Genomic DNA, 15,635 nt, shown 5'->3' with positions numbered 1-15,635 from the left:
GACCTATAGCAATTAAATCAAGTCGCTATGTGCTTGGATCGCCGTCAGTGCAATGGTATAGACGATATCATCAACGAGCGCACCGCGAGACAAGTCATTTACCGGTTTATTGAGCCCTTGGAGCATAGGACCGACGCTGACGACATTGGCACTGCGCTGTACGGCCTTGTAGGTGGTGTTACCCGTATTGAGATCAGGGAAGATAAAGACATTGGCTTGACCTGCGACAGGCGAGTCAGGTGCTTTTTGTTTACCCACGCTCATGACCGAGGCGGCATCATACTGTAGTGGACCATCGACTTTTAGGTCTGGTGCACGCTCACGAACGATTTGAGTGGCACGGGCTACTTTTTCGACATCCGCGCCAGCGCCTGATGAGCCAGTAGAGTAACTGATCATTGCCACTTTTGGATCGATACCAAATGCAGCAGCTGACTGTGCTGATTGGATAGCAATCTCTGCCAGCTCTTCGGCGTTGGGGTCAGGGTTAATGGCACAGTCACCATAGACCACCACTTGCTCAGGCAACAGCATAAAGAACACAGACGATACTAAAGAGTATTGCGGTGCGGTCTTGATCAACTGAAACGCTGGGCGTACCGTGTTGGCTGTGGTATGAATAGCGCCTGAAACCAAACCATCAACTTCATCCAGTTGTAGCATCATGGTACCAAGATATACCGTGTCTTTTAGATATTCAGCAGCGACATCTTCATTGGTTTTGCCTTTGCGGCGTTCTACTACTGCGCTGATGTATTTGCTCATATCGACACTATCAGGATCAATGATTTCTAGCCCTTCTGGCAACGTCAAATCACGGTTTTTGGCGACTTGTTCGACATCGCTACGCTTGGCAAGTAGGACGCAGTTGGCGATACCGCGGCTTTGGCAGATACAAGCCGCCTCAACGGTACGTGGCTCAGACCCTTCGGGCAGTACGATGCGTTTTTTGGCCTGTTGTGACTTTTTGACCAGCTGATGACGGAACGCTGATGGCGAGAGGCGTGGTTCGTGATTCCGGCTGAAGTATTCTTTGATCCAGCTCAGATCTAAGTGCGCTGCCACGTAACGAGCCACTTCCTCTGCACGCTCGGTATCATCGCTTGGAATCTCAGAGCTCATATGCATCAGACTCTGTACCGTCTCATAACTATCGGTCTCGACACTCATAACAGGGATACCCGTTTTGAGCGCTGACTGCCATAGCTCAGCCACGGTTTTGCCTGGCGTGATACCACCAGTCAGCACCAATCCTGCAAGTGGAATCCCATTAATACAAGCCAAGCCCGCCGCCAATAATAAGTCATCGCGGTCACCAGGGACGACCATTAGTGTGCCACGCTTAAAAACTTCATTGACTCGGGCCACTGAGCGTGCGGTCAAGCTGATACGGTTGATACGACGAGTCTTTGCTTCACCGACATTCAGCCATGTAGCATCGAGCTCTGTCGCGATATCCCACGTACGCGGTACTGACAGTGAGTCGCTAAACGGCACCACACCGATAAGACGGAACGCTTCGGTATTGAACGATGGCGACAAGCGCTGCACTTCTTGCAAAAAGGTTGGGTCTAAACTAACAACTGCTTCACCAGGGGCAACGGGTTGGTTATCAAAAGTATTGGGCACGTCTTGTACGCGCATCAATATCACACCCAGCGTACGGGTATCGATGACACCACCGAACTCACGGGCATGGACGTCGAGTTTGTCCGCTAGATAAGCAGGTTTACTGATATCTGCTGTACCAACAAAGATGATTTTGGCATCTAAAGCATGAGCAAGCGCACGGTTGATTTGAGAAGCGTAAGACGTCTCCGTGGTAGGCACAAGTCCTTCGCAAATTACCACATCATGCCCACTATCCATGGTGTGGTAATTGGCGATTACTTCTTCCATCAAGTCATCTAAATTGTCATCACCTAACATACGCTCAACGTGCTGACGGCTGATCGATTTGGGCGGTTTTAGACCAAACGCATGCATGGTTAGGGCGTTTGAGCTGTCTAGACTATGCTGCTTATCAAGCGTGTCATCTTGCAAGAATGGCTTCATAAAACCGGCCTTGATGCCGTTATAATCGAAAGCACGAATCAAACCAAGAGCGGCTGATGTCACGCCAATACCGCGACTAATGGGAACAAGTAAAATAGTTTGCATAATAAATCCTATGGTTTATTTTATATTTTTATAATGAATGCCAAGTAATCATTGCTCAATACTGCTCAATATTACCCAATCTAGCCAATATTTAGTGCTTGACGGGTCTCTTGAGCGATACGGTACTCTTCATCGGTTGGTACAACCCATAGCTCGACGCTACTATCTTCGGCATGAAAACTGCCTTCTTTACCGCGTATCAAGTTTGCGTTTTTATCAGCGTCTATTTTTATACCGAAATGACGCATCACTGCCAAGATTTTGGTACGTGTAATGTCTGAGTTTTCACCTATACCGCCAGTAAAGACAATACCAGTAAACTCAGGTAGCGCACAGCTGAGACTGGCGAGATACTTACCCGCGCGGTAACAGAACATCTCGATAGCAAGCTGCGCGTCTTCATGACCTTCACTGGCTGCTTGTTCGATAGTGCGCAGATCATTGGACAGACCTGAGATACCAAGTAAACCACTGTCACTGTTGAGCATTTTGTCCGTTTCTTCTAGGCTCATACCCAGCTGGCGCTTTAGATGCATGTGCAGGCTTGGGTCGACGTCGCCGCTACGAGTACCCATCATGAGCCCCTCAAGCGGTGTCAGCCCCATGCTGGTATCGAGGCTCTTGCCGTCGTATACAGCAGCAGCGGAACACCCATTGCCTAAGTGCGCCGTTAGCCAGCCATGTGGTCCTGTAGACTCAGTAATTTGGCTGGTGCGTTCTGAGACATAAGCATGAGATGTCCCATGAAAGCCATAGCGGCGAATTCTATGCTCTTCATATAGATACTTTGGTAATGCATAGCGAAACGCAACGGGCGGCATGGTCTGATGAAAGGCGGTATCGAATACGACCACTTGCGGAATATCAGGATAGATCGCCTGAACCGCTTCAATTCCCAGAGCATTGGCAGGGTTGTGTAGTGGCGCTAATGCTTTGAGTCGCTTCACTTCTTCTAACGCATGAGTGTCAACGCGTACCGCTTCTGAGTACTCTCGGCCGCCATGTACCACGCGGTGACCGACAGCGATAAAGTGATATTGCTCTAGTAGCTCAAGGATTTTCTGTAGTGCCAGTTTGTGTCGACCACCAGGAATAGATATCTCGAGCTTGTCACCATCTAGGGTAGTGTGTTTGATGCGAGCAGTATCAAGCCCTAAGTTTTCAGCCAGACCTGTGATACGAGTAGAGTTGTCATCACTAATCAACGCGTATTTGATGGAAGACGAGCCACAGTTCAAAACCAGTGTGGGGCTAGTCAGGGTTGATACTTCAGTGTTCTTGTCATCAAAAGTGGTGGTTAGGTTGTCGCTCATGCTCTATCCTCAGGTTGGTGTTTATTAGGTGGCGCGTCATCATATCGTAAGCGTAATATAACGCGATATAAATAGACGCTTATGCCAATACAGCATTAATACTACTAAATAGTCAGGTTGATATCGTATCGTTTTTATAATAAATACATTAAACAAACATGCTGTCGATTTGCATGATACTTATATTAGTTTAGACCAATGATTCTATTTTTTATAAAACAGTCTTAGGCGGCAAATCATCATGGCCACTCATCATAGTGCCAAGGTCGCGCTACAATGTAACATATTTTTGTACCTATACCTCGATGATGGTGTGGCTTAAGAGTGCTGCATATTAGGCTATCAAAGCGTTGACATACCTATCGTTATGAGTCGTACTTGGGTGCGATAGCCATAAGCGTTCGATTATCTTAGGACAGCATTGTTGGTAGTAAGAAGGGTAAGGAAGCATCCAACATTGTCAGAAGTACTTTATTTATTTCTAGCAACAGCTTCAAAATAATGCTCAATATTCAGCAAATTTATTAGCCATTCATGTTCAGTATGCGTACAGCTTTGTGTAATAATGCTATGATTGAAATGATGGCATTGGCAGTTTTTTAGCTGCCTATTTGACTGTCTATCTATTATGGTTTTTTATTGCACTTACACCACTGCACGCTCATAGGTTATACGCTTTATGTCTATTACATCTCGCCCATCGAACACTAAGCATACCTCATACCTACTTACCAGTCGCCGCGCCATTGCTACTCTCATTATCAGCAGCACCGTCATGGTAGGCATATCAGGCTGCGGACAAAAAGGCGATCTGTATTTGGCAGAGTCCAGCAGCCAAACAGTCGAAGGCAGCTCGTCGGTACTCAATAGTACAAGTAATCCGCAAGATGCTGCCTTTGCAGGCATCGATGACGATACCTATCAAAAAAACGACTATCTAGATGAGCAGCAATTATTGCCTGAACCAAGTACGGACCCTAATGATTATTAGAGTCCGGCTATTAAAGCCCAACGACTGCTGATACCTAATCATTAGGTCGTGCTCGCTACCCAAAATTTATGTTACCCCTGTTACCCTGATTATATTAGAGATGTTTATATGAGTCATTCTGAACTACCTGCTGACTTGACCGACTCTGCAACTGGCGAATCGGTCACTATCCAATCTGAGCAAGGGTTATATATCGACCCTAAAGCCTTGAGTGCTCATCTGCCTGCACTGAGCTATCGCGCTGATGCGCTATATATGGAGCAGGTCAGTGTCGATGAGCTAGCAAAACAATATGGTACGCCATGCTATGTCTACTCAAAGCAGGCGATACTCGACGTCTATCAGGCGTATACCGACAGTTTTGCCAGACTTGATCATCAGGTATGCTATGCCGTAAAAGCAAACTCTAACCTTGCTGTACTTGGTGTGTTGGCACAGGCAGGTGCTGGGTTTGATATCGTCTCTCGTGGCGAGCTGATGCGTGTACTGGCAGCAGGTGGCGCCGCATCACGCGTTGTGTTTTCGGGTGTTGGCAAAACGTATAGCGATATTGAGTATGCACTGACCCAAGGTATTGGCTGCTTTAACGTCGAGTCTATCAGTGAGTTGACTCTAATCAACGAGGTCGCACAGTCACTTGATAAGCGGGCGCCAATCTCATTACGTGTTAACCCAAATGTCGATGCCAAAACACACCCCTATATTTCAACCGGCCTCAAAGACAATAAGTTCGGCATCACTCATGAAGACGCACTAGCCGTCTATCAGCAAGCGGCAAATCTATCGCATATCGATATCGTTGGTATCGACTGTCATATTGGCTCGCAGCTGACTGAAGTGGCGCCATTTGTTGCGGCGTTAGATAAAGTTATTGAGCTGATACATAGCCTGCGCGATAGTGGTATTGCGCTACGCCATGTTGATCTAGGTGGCGGACTGGGCGTGCGTTATATTGATGAGACACCAGTATCGATTAATGAGTTTGCCGAGGCCTTATTGCCGAAACTTAGCGAGCTTGGGTTGACCGTATTCTTTGAGCCGGGTCGTAGTATTGTGGCCAATGCTGGTGTGCTATTGACGCAAGTTGATGTGCTTAAGCCAACGGAGCACAAGAACTTTGCGATCGTTGATGCTGCCATGAATGATTTGATTCGTCCTGCTTTATATCAAGCTGAGATGGCCGTGATTCCAAGTAGACTTCCAAGCAATGGTATCGATACGGAGGATACGCAGCCGTGGGATATCGTTGGGGCGATTTGTGAGACAGGTGATTTCTTGGCAAAAGACCGTTTGTTGTCATTGAGCACCAATGATGTCTTGGCAGTGACAGGTGCGGGTGCCTATGGCTTTACGATGAGCAGCAATTATAATTCGCGTCCGCGTGCTAGCGAAGTTATGGTGTCAGGTGATAGCCATCAACTGATCCGTAAGCGCGAAACGGTCGAAGCGTTATATGCTGATGAAATGTTATGGCAGGATAAATAAAACCGCAAAACTGAAACTGTAAAACTGAAACTGTTTTTGAGTAATAAAGAAAACCCACCATGATGATAATGGTGGGTTTTTTATGGCAAACCCTAAGTAACCAAAACAATTTTTAGTTATAACGATAAGTTAGTATTTGAGCGCGGTGATAATTATGATTGTATCTGGCAGCGTGCTAATATAAGCCATACATAAAAATAGGATAGGACATCAAGGATATGCTAATAGAGTTTACTAAAATGCATGGGCTGGGCAATGATTTCATGGTTATCGATTTGGTGACCCAGCGTCTGGAGTTGACTAAGGATTTGGTAGCGTTATTGGGAGATCGCCATTTAGGTATTGGTTTCGATCAATTGCTGGTGGTCGAGCCACCGATGCGCCCTGATGTTGATTTTAGCTACCGTATTTTTAATACTGATGGCACCGAGGTTGAGCAATGCGGCAATGGCGCGCGCTGTTTTGCCCGTTTTGTGCAGGCCCGTAAGCTATCTTTTAAGCAGCGTCTACGTGTGGAGACTGCCAGTGGTATTATCTCTTTGACCACGGATCGGTTTGGCTGGGTAGAGGTAGACATGGGTAAACCTCGTTTTGAACCAAATGAGATTCCTTTTAGTCCGAGAGCCACGACTAAAATTCAAAACACCTATCACCTTGATGTAAATGGTACGCCTGTGCAGCTATACGTTGCCAATATGGGTAACCCTCATGCCGTCATCAAGGTTGATGACGTACTCGATGCTGAAGTTGAAACGTTAGGTAAGGCCATCGAATCTCATCCTGCTTTCCCAGACCGCGTCAATGTAGGCTTTATGCAGGTGATGAATCAGCGTCATATTCGTCTGCGTGTATATGAGCGCGGCGTGGGTGAGACTCAAGCTTGCGGTACTGGTGCCTGTGCAGCAGTAGCGGTTGGTATACGCGAAGGCTGGCTCGATGAAGGTGAAGAAGTCCGTGCACAGCTCTATGGTGGCAGCATGATTATCAAATGGCAGCCCGGCTACTCAGTCATGATGACGGGTCCGACTGCTTTTGTTTATGAAGGGGTATTTAGTCCAGATGGGTTAATGGCGCAAGCAGGTATCAAGCCAAACTCTGAAGGCTGATAACGTCTAAAGACTGCTGCCTATCATCAGAAAAATGATATAAATGTCGGGCAAACGATATAAACGGTGCAGGTGCTTTTGATATGGTTATGTCTAATAAGGTCAGTCAAGCGATGCAGGCTATTCCTTCTACGCCCTCTATGCCTTGGCTGTCAGATGAGCTGGCGGCCAGTATAGAGTCAGATGCGATATTACGAGAGCTACTGGCCCCTGTGCACCGCTGGCTCAATACCCTATCTATACGTAATCACTCGCCGCATACGTTAACGGCTTACTTTGCAGGATTAAACCAGTTGGCACTGTTCTTACGCGGCAAGCGTTTGACATGGACACGCTGTGATAAGCGCCAATTGGCTCAGCATATCAGTCAACGTCTCGATGAAGACAAGCTTGCGCTTGCTAGCGTGCAGCAAGAGCTATCAGCGATTCGGCATTTTTATGGTTGGTTGATAGAAGAAGGCTTAGCACGTATCAATCCAGCCACAGGCTATCAGCTCAAACGAAGCCCTAGACCACTACCATCTATTGCTGATGTGGATCTATTAACCCAGCTGCTTGATCAAGAAGTTCCTGATATACCAGAGCAGGCGCGCTTATGGCTACGAGATAAAGCAATGTTTGAATTGCTCTATAGTAGTGGTCTACGTGTTGGCGAGTTGGTCGCACTTGATATAGCGGATGTTGACTTGTCTGATTTGCGTGTTCGAGTCACGGGTAAAGGCAACAAGACACGTCTAGTGCCGCTTGGTGCAAAGGCAGCAGAAGCGATCAGACGCTATCTACCACATCGTAATCTATGGGTCGAGCAAATGGATAGTGCTTTGTTCATCAGTGAAAAGCTCGGTACTCGGCTCTCCACACGTGCTGTACAACAGCGCTTAAAAGTTGCGGCGGCACGCGCAGGCATCGCCCAAAACATGTATCCGCATCTATTACGTCATTGTTTTGCTTCACATATGTTGTCAGGCAGTGGCGACTTGCGCGCCGTGCAGGAGATGCTGGGGCACAGTGATATTAGTACCACTCAGATCTATACTCATGTTGATTTTGCCAAGCTAACCCAAGTTTATGACCGTGCCCACCCGCGCGCAACACATGCTCAGAACGAGAGTAATCCTACCTAATATTCAATAGCAAACCTAGCGATAGGGCAGTATTGTTTATGCTAAGCGATGGCAATCAAAAATTGGTAGCTTTTGTCGCCCTTGTATTTGAGCTTGTTTGTCTAGTGAGGCCATGATGACAGCATAGCCTTTATTTGTTTCAGATGCGGTAGAGGAGGTTAGCTCACTACTGTCATGGCTGTTAATGATACTACCATCAAAGGCAGTAATGGCGGTATGTCCCCATGTCTGGCGAGTATTGCCATCCTTGTACCTATGATCACCGCCTTGTGCGGCGCCAATCACCATACATTGACTGTCTAGAGCACGTGCCTGTAGTAGCAGTGACCAATGCGCTTGCCCAGTCAAATAAGTAAAGGCAGACGGTGCGCTCAGTATGTCGGCACCTGCTTGGCGCAAGCGCTGCGCCAATGCAGGAAAGCGCAAATCAAAGCACACCATCATGCCCAGCTGATACACAGAACTGCCTGACTCCACGGGAGCCACTATCGTCTGAGTACCTGGCTCAAACGTTGCAGCTTCGTTATAGCTGCCTTGCTTATCAGCAACAGTTGCAGTAAATAAATGGATTTTGTCGTAACGTGCTACACGCGTACCGTCTGGTGCAAACAACTGACTGACTTGACGCAATCTACCGTCAGGGACTAGAGCACCATCAGGACGATAAGGACAAGGCAACGAGCCTGCAAGTAGATAAATACCATGAGTGCGAGCATAATCAGCCATCGTCGCTGAAAGCGCGTCAAAACGCTCGGCAGTCGCAAATTGTTGCCCCATGCTACAGCAGTTCTCGGGTATCACAACGAGTTCAGCGCCTTGGGATTTGGCATCAATGATGGCAGATTGGATATCTGCTAAATTGCTCTCGATATTTTGCTGACTGTTCATTTGGATAGCAGCTATGCTAAATTGAGGGTTGTCTATTATGTCATTCATAACGGTGTTCTCCGTAACTGTTGAGTTTCAATGGTCGCTTGTTGCCTTTTATTTATTATAAATTTTAGAGCTTGCTGAACAGACCATTCATAATTATTGATTGGTTATTGATGCCAAAATGATAAGTTTATATAAAAAATATTTCAGACGTATCTGAGTAGAATATAAATTATCATAGCAAAATTGTGGCAAAAAATGCTATCGTCATGTCCTAATAAGGTTATGACACAGCCTCGATTGGCACAATAAATATAAAATCACCAAGACTGGAGTTTAATAAGCCGCCCATGAGTATGTCGTTCGGATTGGCGACCACGCTGAGTAACTCACAAAAACTAACGCCGCAAATGCAGCAGGCTATCAAACTGCTGCAGCTCTCTAGTCTTGAACTCGCACAAGAGGTTCAGGCCAAGCTGGATAGTAATCCGCTGCTTGAACGTATCGAAGATGACGAGGAGTACGAAAATAGCCATGACGATAGGGTAGACGAGTTAAGTGAGCCCCTAACACTTGATAGTTGGAATCAAGGTAGTGACTCATCAAAGACAGGGTCTGAGAGCAATACAGAGTATAACAGTGACGATGCCACTGATAGCTTAGACAAGTTGCAGCAACCGAGTATCGATGATGGTGCGATGGATAGCGACAGCAGCTTTGATAGAGATAACTATGCCTCTGCCCAAACAGGCTCAGGCAGCAGTAGAAGCGATGAAGACTTTGACAGCTATCAAGGCGGTACCTCCTCTACTATTCAGGATCATGTACGTTGGCAGCTCAACTTTAAGCGCTTGTCAGAAGTGGATACGCTGATTGCAGAGTATCTGATGGACTCTATGGATGACATGGGGTTTATTCGGATAGATGTCGATGAGTTATTACAAAGCTTCGATACCATGGCAAACTTCTATCAATGGGATGAACGGGTTGAGCACGATGAAGTCATGGCGGTATTACATATTATCCAGTCTTGCGATCCTATTGGCGTTGGGGCGCGTCACTTAAGTGAATGCTTAGCCATTCAGCTGTCCAAGCTAGATGCGCGCACCGAACATCTTACAGAAGCAAAAGCCCTACTCACCGCAGGCGAGCACTTGGTGAGTAATAATATCAAAGCACTTACTGAACTTACAGGACTTGCACCTGAAAAGATCACACCTGCCATTACCTTGCTACGTACTTTAAACCCTTCACCAGGATTATTGTTTCAGATTAGTCAGCCGGACTATACCCAGCAATCTGATAGTTATGACATTCCAGATGTACTGGTCACACCTATAAGAAGCCGTAAAGCGACTACCAACTCTGAAGCGCTAGAAGATGGCTGGCACGTACGCCTAAATCCTGACACACTACCCAAGCTACGAGTCAACCAAGAGTACGCCAATCTAGTCAAACGCGGTGATGATAGTCCTGACAATCAATATCTACGTGAAAACCTGACCGATGCGCGATTATTTATACGCAGTATCGAGGAGCGTAACCAAAACCTGCTAAAAGTAGCGACCAGCATTGTACGCTATCAACAAGAGTTCTTGCAGCACGGTGCGACTGCCATGCAGCCTCTTATCTTAAAGGTTATTGCAGAAGAAGTGGACCTACATGAGTCCACCGTTTCACGCCTTACAACAAGCAAGACCATCTTGACACCGCAAGGGCTATTTTCGTTAAAGCATTTCTTTTCGTCGCATGTGAGCAGTACCGATGGAGACATTTCATCAACGGCTATCAGTGCTATGATCAAAAAGCTTATCGCCAACGAGGACCCCAAAAAACCACTATCAGACAGTCGACTCAAAGATGAGCTGCTAGCCGACGGTATTGATATTGCCAGAAGAACCGTCGCCAAATATCGCGAGGCGATGAATATAGGTTCGTCTACTCAGCGTAAGCAAAAATATTAAAAAAATACCGAAAGACTCAGTTAAGCCTGTTTGGTTTTCTGAGTCTTACAAGCTAGCCCAGTCATCAAGTCCTATAGCTTTTTGGCTTCTTCCTCGTAAATATTGCGTGCCGCTATCATTCGATCATCGATTTCTTCCAATGTTGATTGTAGCCTCACAAACTCTGCATTAGATTGTAGTTCGATATAATGCTGTGAGAGCTCCATCAGTCTAGACAAAGCAATACCCATCTCTGTTTGAGCGTTTAGATAAGGTGCTGCTTTTTCCAAGCTTGTAGGTGGTTCCAAATTAATATCGAAGCGGTCTAAAGCTGATTTTTTAGCGGTGACTTGAGTGAAGATCGACTCATCGTTATGAGTATGGTTCCGTATGATTTTGGGAATATTACCTGCTACATCTTGTAAGCGTTGATAATGTACAAATAAAGACCTATATTCGACTTTTCGTTGTTCGTAGAGTGTACGCGCTAAGGTTATCTTCTGTTCTTGAGCATCTATAGTTGCCAACAAATCTTGAAACACAGCATCAGAACTAAGAGCAGGATATCGATTTGAGATTTCTATAACAGTTGCTAACGAACTACTCAGGTTGGTTTGTGCCTGTTGATATTTTACCAATTCTTGAGTGTCATTAAATGTCTCGACACTCAATTGCAATTTACCTACTTCTGCTCGTGCCTCTTGTAGTTGTTTAAATGCGCTTTGCTCCTCATCATAAGGCTTTTTGACAACAGCTAGTAACTCAGGGACTAATGCCATTCTATTTTGATTTTCGCTTACCATTTCAGCCCAAGCAATATTGAGTTTTTCATTTACTTGCTCGACTTCTTTCGTAGCAGTTTTCTCATCACTAGTAGACGATTGGTTATCACTGCAGCCAGTCATGGTGAACGAGATTATTAGAGCAGTAAAAATGAGAGCAGGTCGGATAGACGTTATTATCATCATAAATTTAGCTCTTATTTAAATATAGAGTTTTAGGACAGTAGAAGACGAGATAAGTGGTACGCAACCTTTAATAGTAGCGTTAGATTATTTGATTGACCATAGTTTAAAAATAAAATTTTTTGATTATATAGAAACATGATAGAAACAACAGGTATTGTTACACTTAATTACAATTTAATGTCTTGCTACTATCCGATTTTCATGACAAATTAGAGTCATACCAACAACGAAACCTAAGTGTCGAAGCATAGTATTTATTTATAACTAATAAAGGAGACGATAAAAGGATACGTCGATATTTTACTAGAGACACTAGTATAGTAATTGGTAAGGCAAGGTGAAAAGAGCAGGAATGCGACCTCATCTGTTGAATGTAAGTTACAACTAAAAGGACAATAATATGAATGTTTCTATCAGTGGTCACCATATCAGTGTTACCGAAGCTATGGACACAGCAGTTCGCGAAAAGCTTGAAAAAGTAGAGCGACACTTTGATCAGATACAGAGTATTAAGGTGATATTATCGCTAGACAATAGCGGCGCAAGTGATGGTGGTAAAAAGAGCCATAAAGCTGAAGCAATTATGCGCGTCTCAGGTCAAGAAATGTTCGTCCAAGCATTAGAAGATGATATGTATAAAGCCATTAACGAGATGGCAGACAAACTTGATAGACAAGTACGCAAGTATAAGACTCGTCAAGAGCGCAAAAAGACTCAGGGTGCCGGACGAGATGGACGTTATCAAGACATCAGTCCAGCTGAAGCAGTACCAGCTGCCTAGTCTACTAATAAGTAGGGTTAGTTGAGTAGCGAATAGTCCTACTACAGTTTCGTAAGACTAAAATATAATAAATTAGGAAAATAAAATAAGAAGTACGATAAACAGCTGCTCCATTAAGTAACGATCTAGTTAAATAGCAACTTAATGAAGAAACCAACAACCAGTGATTTAACAAAGAAAAAAGACCTCAAACGTTTGATACGTTGGGGTCTTTTTTAGTACAGGTGTTAAGGTTTTAAAATTGAGGAGAGATGACAATAAACTACGATATGGAAACTTTTTAACCACCGCCAACAGCTTGCACTACTTCAATATTCATTCCTTCTACGATGTGTAGTTGGGCAAGTTCACTTTTTGGTATCAAATCGCCATCAACTTCCACGGCATAACGCCCTTGACTAAGCCCAAGTTCATTGACGACCAGTTGTACAGTCTGATGAGTGGTTTGTAGACTTCTACCATTAACAGTAATGGTGCTCATATTAAATGCTCCCTAATGATTTAAGATTCCTTTTGTATCGCTCTATCTCTGCGATTGAAGAATGACTGTCTGGATAGTTACTCATAGTATCGGCAAAACTCATCATATAGACGATGGACTGAAGACGAACCCTAGATTAGCGCGCGACATCATTGGATCGAAACGCAGAGACTGCAAGCCATAACCAGCCAGCTATCATAAGTATTCCACCAATAGGCGTGATCGCGCCAAACCAAAGTGGCGCGCCAAGAGTCATAGCATAGAGGCTACCAGCAAATATGATAATACCACTCTGTAGTAACCAAGCCGTTGCCTGAGTGATATACCTCAAGCGTATCAGCAGGCCAACAAACAGTAGTCCAAGCGCATGTACAAACAAATATAGCGTAGCCGTATGCCACCATTCAAGCTGTTGCGAGCTGGCTATGTTTTTTAAGCCATGAGCACCGAACGCCCCCAAAGCAACAGCAACGGCCATATTGATCGCTGCAATACCAATCCAATTCAACATGACACAACTCTTATGGTCATAAGACTATTGAATATCATCTGGTAAGATAACACTATCGATAGTCATGGCATCGCGGATTTTGTCCATCGCATTCTTTTCAATCTGACGCACGCGCTCAGCTGAGATAGAGTAGACCGCCGCCAGCTCGTGGAGCGTGGATTTTTGCTCAGAAAGCCAGCGCTGCTCAACGATATCACGTGAACGGTCATCCAATGTACCCATAGCAGCGATTAGTGCTGACGAGTTGTTTTCTTCCCAGTCTTCTTCTTCTAGCTGTTCAGCAGGATCGATACCATCTTCCAAAAACAGCTGCGGTGCATAGCGACCATCATCATCGTCACTTGACTGCGCTTCAAATGAAGCGTCGTAAGAGGTAAGACGTGACTCCATCTCTAGCACTTGCTTACGTGTGACATTTAAGTCATTAGCGATTGCATCTGCTTCTTCTAGTGTCAGCTGGTTGTTGGTTTTCTTTAGGCTACGTAAATTAAAGAATAATTTACGATGGGCTTTGGTCGTTGCGACTTTTACAATACGCCAGTTACGGATTACAAATTCATGGATCTCAGCTTTGATCCAATGTACCGCAAAAGAAACCAGACGCACGCCTTTATTAGGATCAAAACGTTTGACCGCTTTCATCAGTCCTAAGTTACCTTCTTGGATCAAATCAGCTTGTGGTAAGCCATAACCTGAATAGCTGCGCGCAATATGAATCACAAAACGCAGATGCGACATTACCAGTAGACGCGCTGCCTCGACATCACCTTCATCATAATAGCGATGGGCGAGTTCTTGTTCTTGGACAGGGGTCAAGATAGGAATTTGATGCACAGTATTGATATAAGCACCCAAATTCACACCTGGCGCTGACAAGTGCGTTGGCATCGCAGGCACCAAATCACGTGTATTCATATCACCTAGCGTACTTGCATCATAAGGAGGACGCTGTGCAGCTGCTTTTAGTGCAGCATCGCGCGCATCGTTTTTTATAGGAGCTGAGCCGTCTTTTTTATTCGCATTTGCAGCATCAGAAGTAGTAGTAGCCATATTCTTGACCTTGGTTAAATAGTTAAGCAAACAGTCAGATAAAAATCTCTATAGTTGTAATTGTAAAGGACAGCAGCGTTTAGTTGCTATCAGTTTTGGTAATGATGAAGTGATATATTGTAGCGAAACGCTGTAATGATGTGCTATCACCTGTCAAATCCGTAACGTCATTGACCATCAGTTTCAGGCCATCAGATGATTGTACTTGTTGGCTTTGTCGGCAAAATGCTGTGATGTCGGCTTGTGAGTTGGGATCCGTTGCGACGATATATAATGACTCACCGATCGCCACATTACGTAGTGCAACTTTAGTTTTCAATAAAGGCATCGGGCATGCAAGGCCGCGACCATCGACAAAACCTCTGATATCTAACAAAGGTAGCGCACTATCTACATCGCTTTTAGAATGATCTGCGATACTATGACTGGCTGGCAATAAACCTAATAGATGAGTCACCTCTTGTTGTACGGCATCGGAAAAATCCGTTGATAAGCAAATAGCGTATGATTCTTGCGTGATGAGTGATTGGCTATCAGCGGACATAGAACAAACCTTGTGAATATTATTATTTCTTCATTAACAGATGAGCTGACAGTGCGCTTTCAAAAATGACTATTTTGAGCATATTAGTTATAAATGCGAGCTTACTGTCACAACACATTATACCAAATCGCTGATGTATAGTTGTATTTGAATATAGTCAACGTCACATTCGGTTCTCTAGAATCACACAATCATGTTGCACAATAGTGACGGGTCGCTAAGTTATTGGTAGTCAAATGAATAGTAGAATTGACCTGATAGGAACAAGCTCGTATAGTCGAAAAGACGCTATAAAAAATACGATA

The 15,635-nt window shown here is 44.9% G+C and carries 14 protein-coding genes; 6 read left to right on the top strand and 8 right to left on the bottom strand.

Features of this window, described 5'->3' with window-relative positions; genetic code table 11:
- Nucleotides 1-12: 12 nt before the first annotated feature.
- Nucleotides 13-2,160: a phosphate acetyltransferase gene (pta, locus tag AC5JPO_RS07530; RefSeq protein WP_493843860.1), complete on the bottom strand. Its 2,148-nt coding sequence runs from the start codon at nucleotides 2,158-2,160 to the stop codon at nucleotides 13-15.
- Nucleotides 2,161-2,240: 80 nt separating this feature from the next.
- Complete coding sequence (locus AC5JPO_RS07525) at nucleotides 2,241-3,473, bottom strand: acetate/propionate family kinase (RefSeq protein WP_493853708.1); 1,233 nt, start codon at nucleotides 3,471-3,473, stop codon at nucleotides 2,241-2,243.
- A 679-nt stretch (nucleotides 3,474-4,152) separates the two neighbouring features.
- On the opposite strand from AC5JPO_RS07525, the gene lptM reads away from it, so the two are divergent.
- The 4 genes from lptM (at nucleotide 4,153) to AC5JPO_RS07505 (ending at nucleotide 8,179) form a co-directional block, all read left to right on the top strand.
- Complete coding sequence (gene lptM, locus AC5JPO_RS07520) at nucleotides 4,153-4,464, top strand: LPS translocon maturation chaperone LptM (protein ID WP_493853707.1); 312 nt, start codon at nucleotides 4,153-4,155, stop codon at nucleotides 4,462-4,464.
- Between the two features lie 255 nt (nucleotides 4,465-4,719).
- Entirely contained in the window at nucleotides 4,720-5,949 is a 1,230-nt protein-coding gene (gene lysA, locus AC5JPO_RS07515) for a diaminopimelate decarboxylase (protein ID WP_493854024.1), read from the top strand.
- 218 nt (nucleotides 5,950-6,167) lie between these two features.
- On the top strand, nucleotides 6,168-7,055 hold the full coding sequence (gene dapF / locus AC5JPO_RS07510) for a diaminopimelate epimerase (protein ID WP_319051200.1): 888 nt from the start codon (nucleotides 6,168-6,170) through the stop codon (nucleotides 7,053-7,055).
- An 83-nt stretch (nucleotides 7,056-7,138) separates the two neighbouring features.
- Nucleotides 7,139-8,179 carry a tyrosine recombinase XerC gene (locus tag AC5JPO_RS07505; protein WP_493853706.1) on the top strand — a complete coding sequence of 347 codons (1,041 nt, stop codon included), beginning with the start codon at nucleotides 7,139-7,141 and terminating at the stop codon, nucleotides 8,177-8,179.
- A 36-nt stretch (nucleotides 8,180-8,215) separates the two neighbouring features.
- On the opposite strand, the gene AC5JPO_RS07500 is transcribed toward AC5JPO_RS07505, so the two are convergent.
- Complete coding sequence (locus tag AC5JPO_RS07500) at nucleotides 8,216-9,115, bottom strand: nitrilase-related carbon-nitrogen hydrolase (RefSeq protein WP_493853705.1); 900 nt, start codon at nucleotides 9,113-9,115, stop codon at nucleotides 8,216-8,218.
- Between the two features lie 287 nt (nucleotides 9,116-9,402).
- On the opposite strand from AC5JPO_RS07500, the gene AC5JPO_RS07495 reads away from it, so the two are divergent.
- Nucleotides 9,403-11,016 carry an RNA polymerase factor sigma-54 gene (locus AC5JPO_RS07495; protein ID WP_319051197.1) on the top strand — a complete coding sequence of 538 codons (1,614 nt, stop codon included), beginning with the start codon at nucleotides 9,403-9,405 and terminating at the stop codon, nucleotides 11,014-11,016.
- Nucleotides 11,017-11,087: 71 nt separating this feature from the next.
- Here the strand turns inward: AC5JPO_RS07495 and AC5JPO_RS07490 are convergent, their stop codons facing one another.
- Nucleotides 11,088-11,963: a LemA family protein gene (locus tag AC5JPO_RS07490; RefSeq protein ID WP_493853704.1), complete on the bottom strand. Its 876-nt coding sequence runs from the start codon at nucleotides 11,961-11,963 to the stop codon at nucleotides 11,088-11,090.
- A gap of 400 nt (nucleotides 11,964-12,363) precedes the next feature.
- Here AC5JPO_RS07490 and hpf point away from each other — a divergent pair, with 400 nt between their 5' ends.
- Entirely contained in the window at nucleotides 12,364-12,744 is a 381-nt protein-coding gene (gene hpf / locus AC5JPO_RS07485) for a ribosome hibernation-promoting factor, HPF/YfiA family (RefSeq protein WP_319051195.1), read from the top strand.
- 280 nt (nucleotides 12,745-13,024) lie between these two features.
- Here the strand turns inward: hpf and thiS are convergent, their stop codons facing one another.
- From thiS to AC5JPO_RS07465, 4 genes are all read right to left on the bottom strand, one after another.
- Complete coding sequence (gene thiS / locus AC5JPO_RS07480) at nucleotides 13,025-13,225, bottom strand: sulfur carrier protein ThiS (protein WP_319051194.1); 201 nt, start codon at nucleotides 13,223-13,225, stop codon at nucleotides 13,025-13,027.
- A 136-nt stretch (nucleotides 13,226-13,361) separates the two neighbouring features.
- Entirely contained in the window at nucleotides 13,362-13,736 is a 375-nt protein-coding gene (locus AC5JPO_RS07475; RefSeq protein ID WP_493853703.1) for a DUF423 domain-containing protein, read from the bottom strand.
- Between the two features lie 24 nt (nucleotides 13,737-13,760).
- Nucleotides 13,761-14,651: an RNA polymerase sigma factor RpoH gene (gene rpoH, locus AC5JPO_RS07470; protein WP_319051242.1), complete on the bottom strand. Its 891-nt coding sequence runs from the start codon at nucleotides 14,649-14,651 to the stop codon at nucleotides 13,761-13,763.
- A 214-nt stretch (nucleotides 14,652-14,865) separates the two neighbouring features.
- Nucleotides 14,866-15,330, bottom strand: coding sequence for a sulfurtransferase TusA family protein (locus tag AC5JPO_RS07465; RefSeq protein ID WP_493853702.1), 465 nt, complete (start codon nucleotides 15,328-15,330; stop codon nucleotides 14,866-14,868).
- Nucleotides 15,331-15,635 lie beyond the last annotated feature (305 nt).

The sequence above is a fragment of the Psychrobacter sp. H25 genome (assembly GCF_059076335.1).
This window is presented reverse-complemented; position numbering and strand designations above follow the sequence as displayed.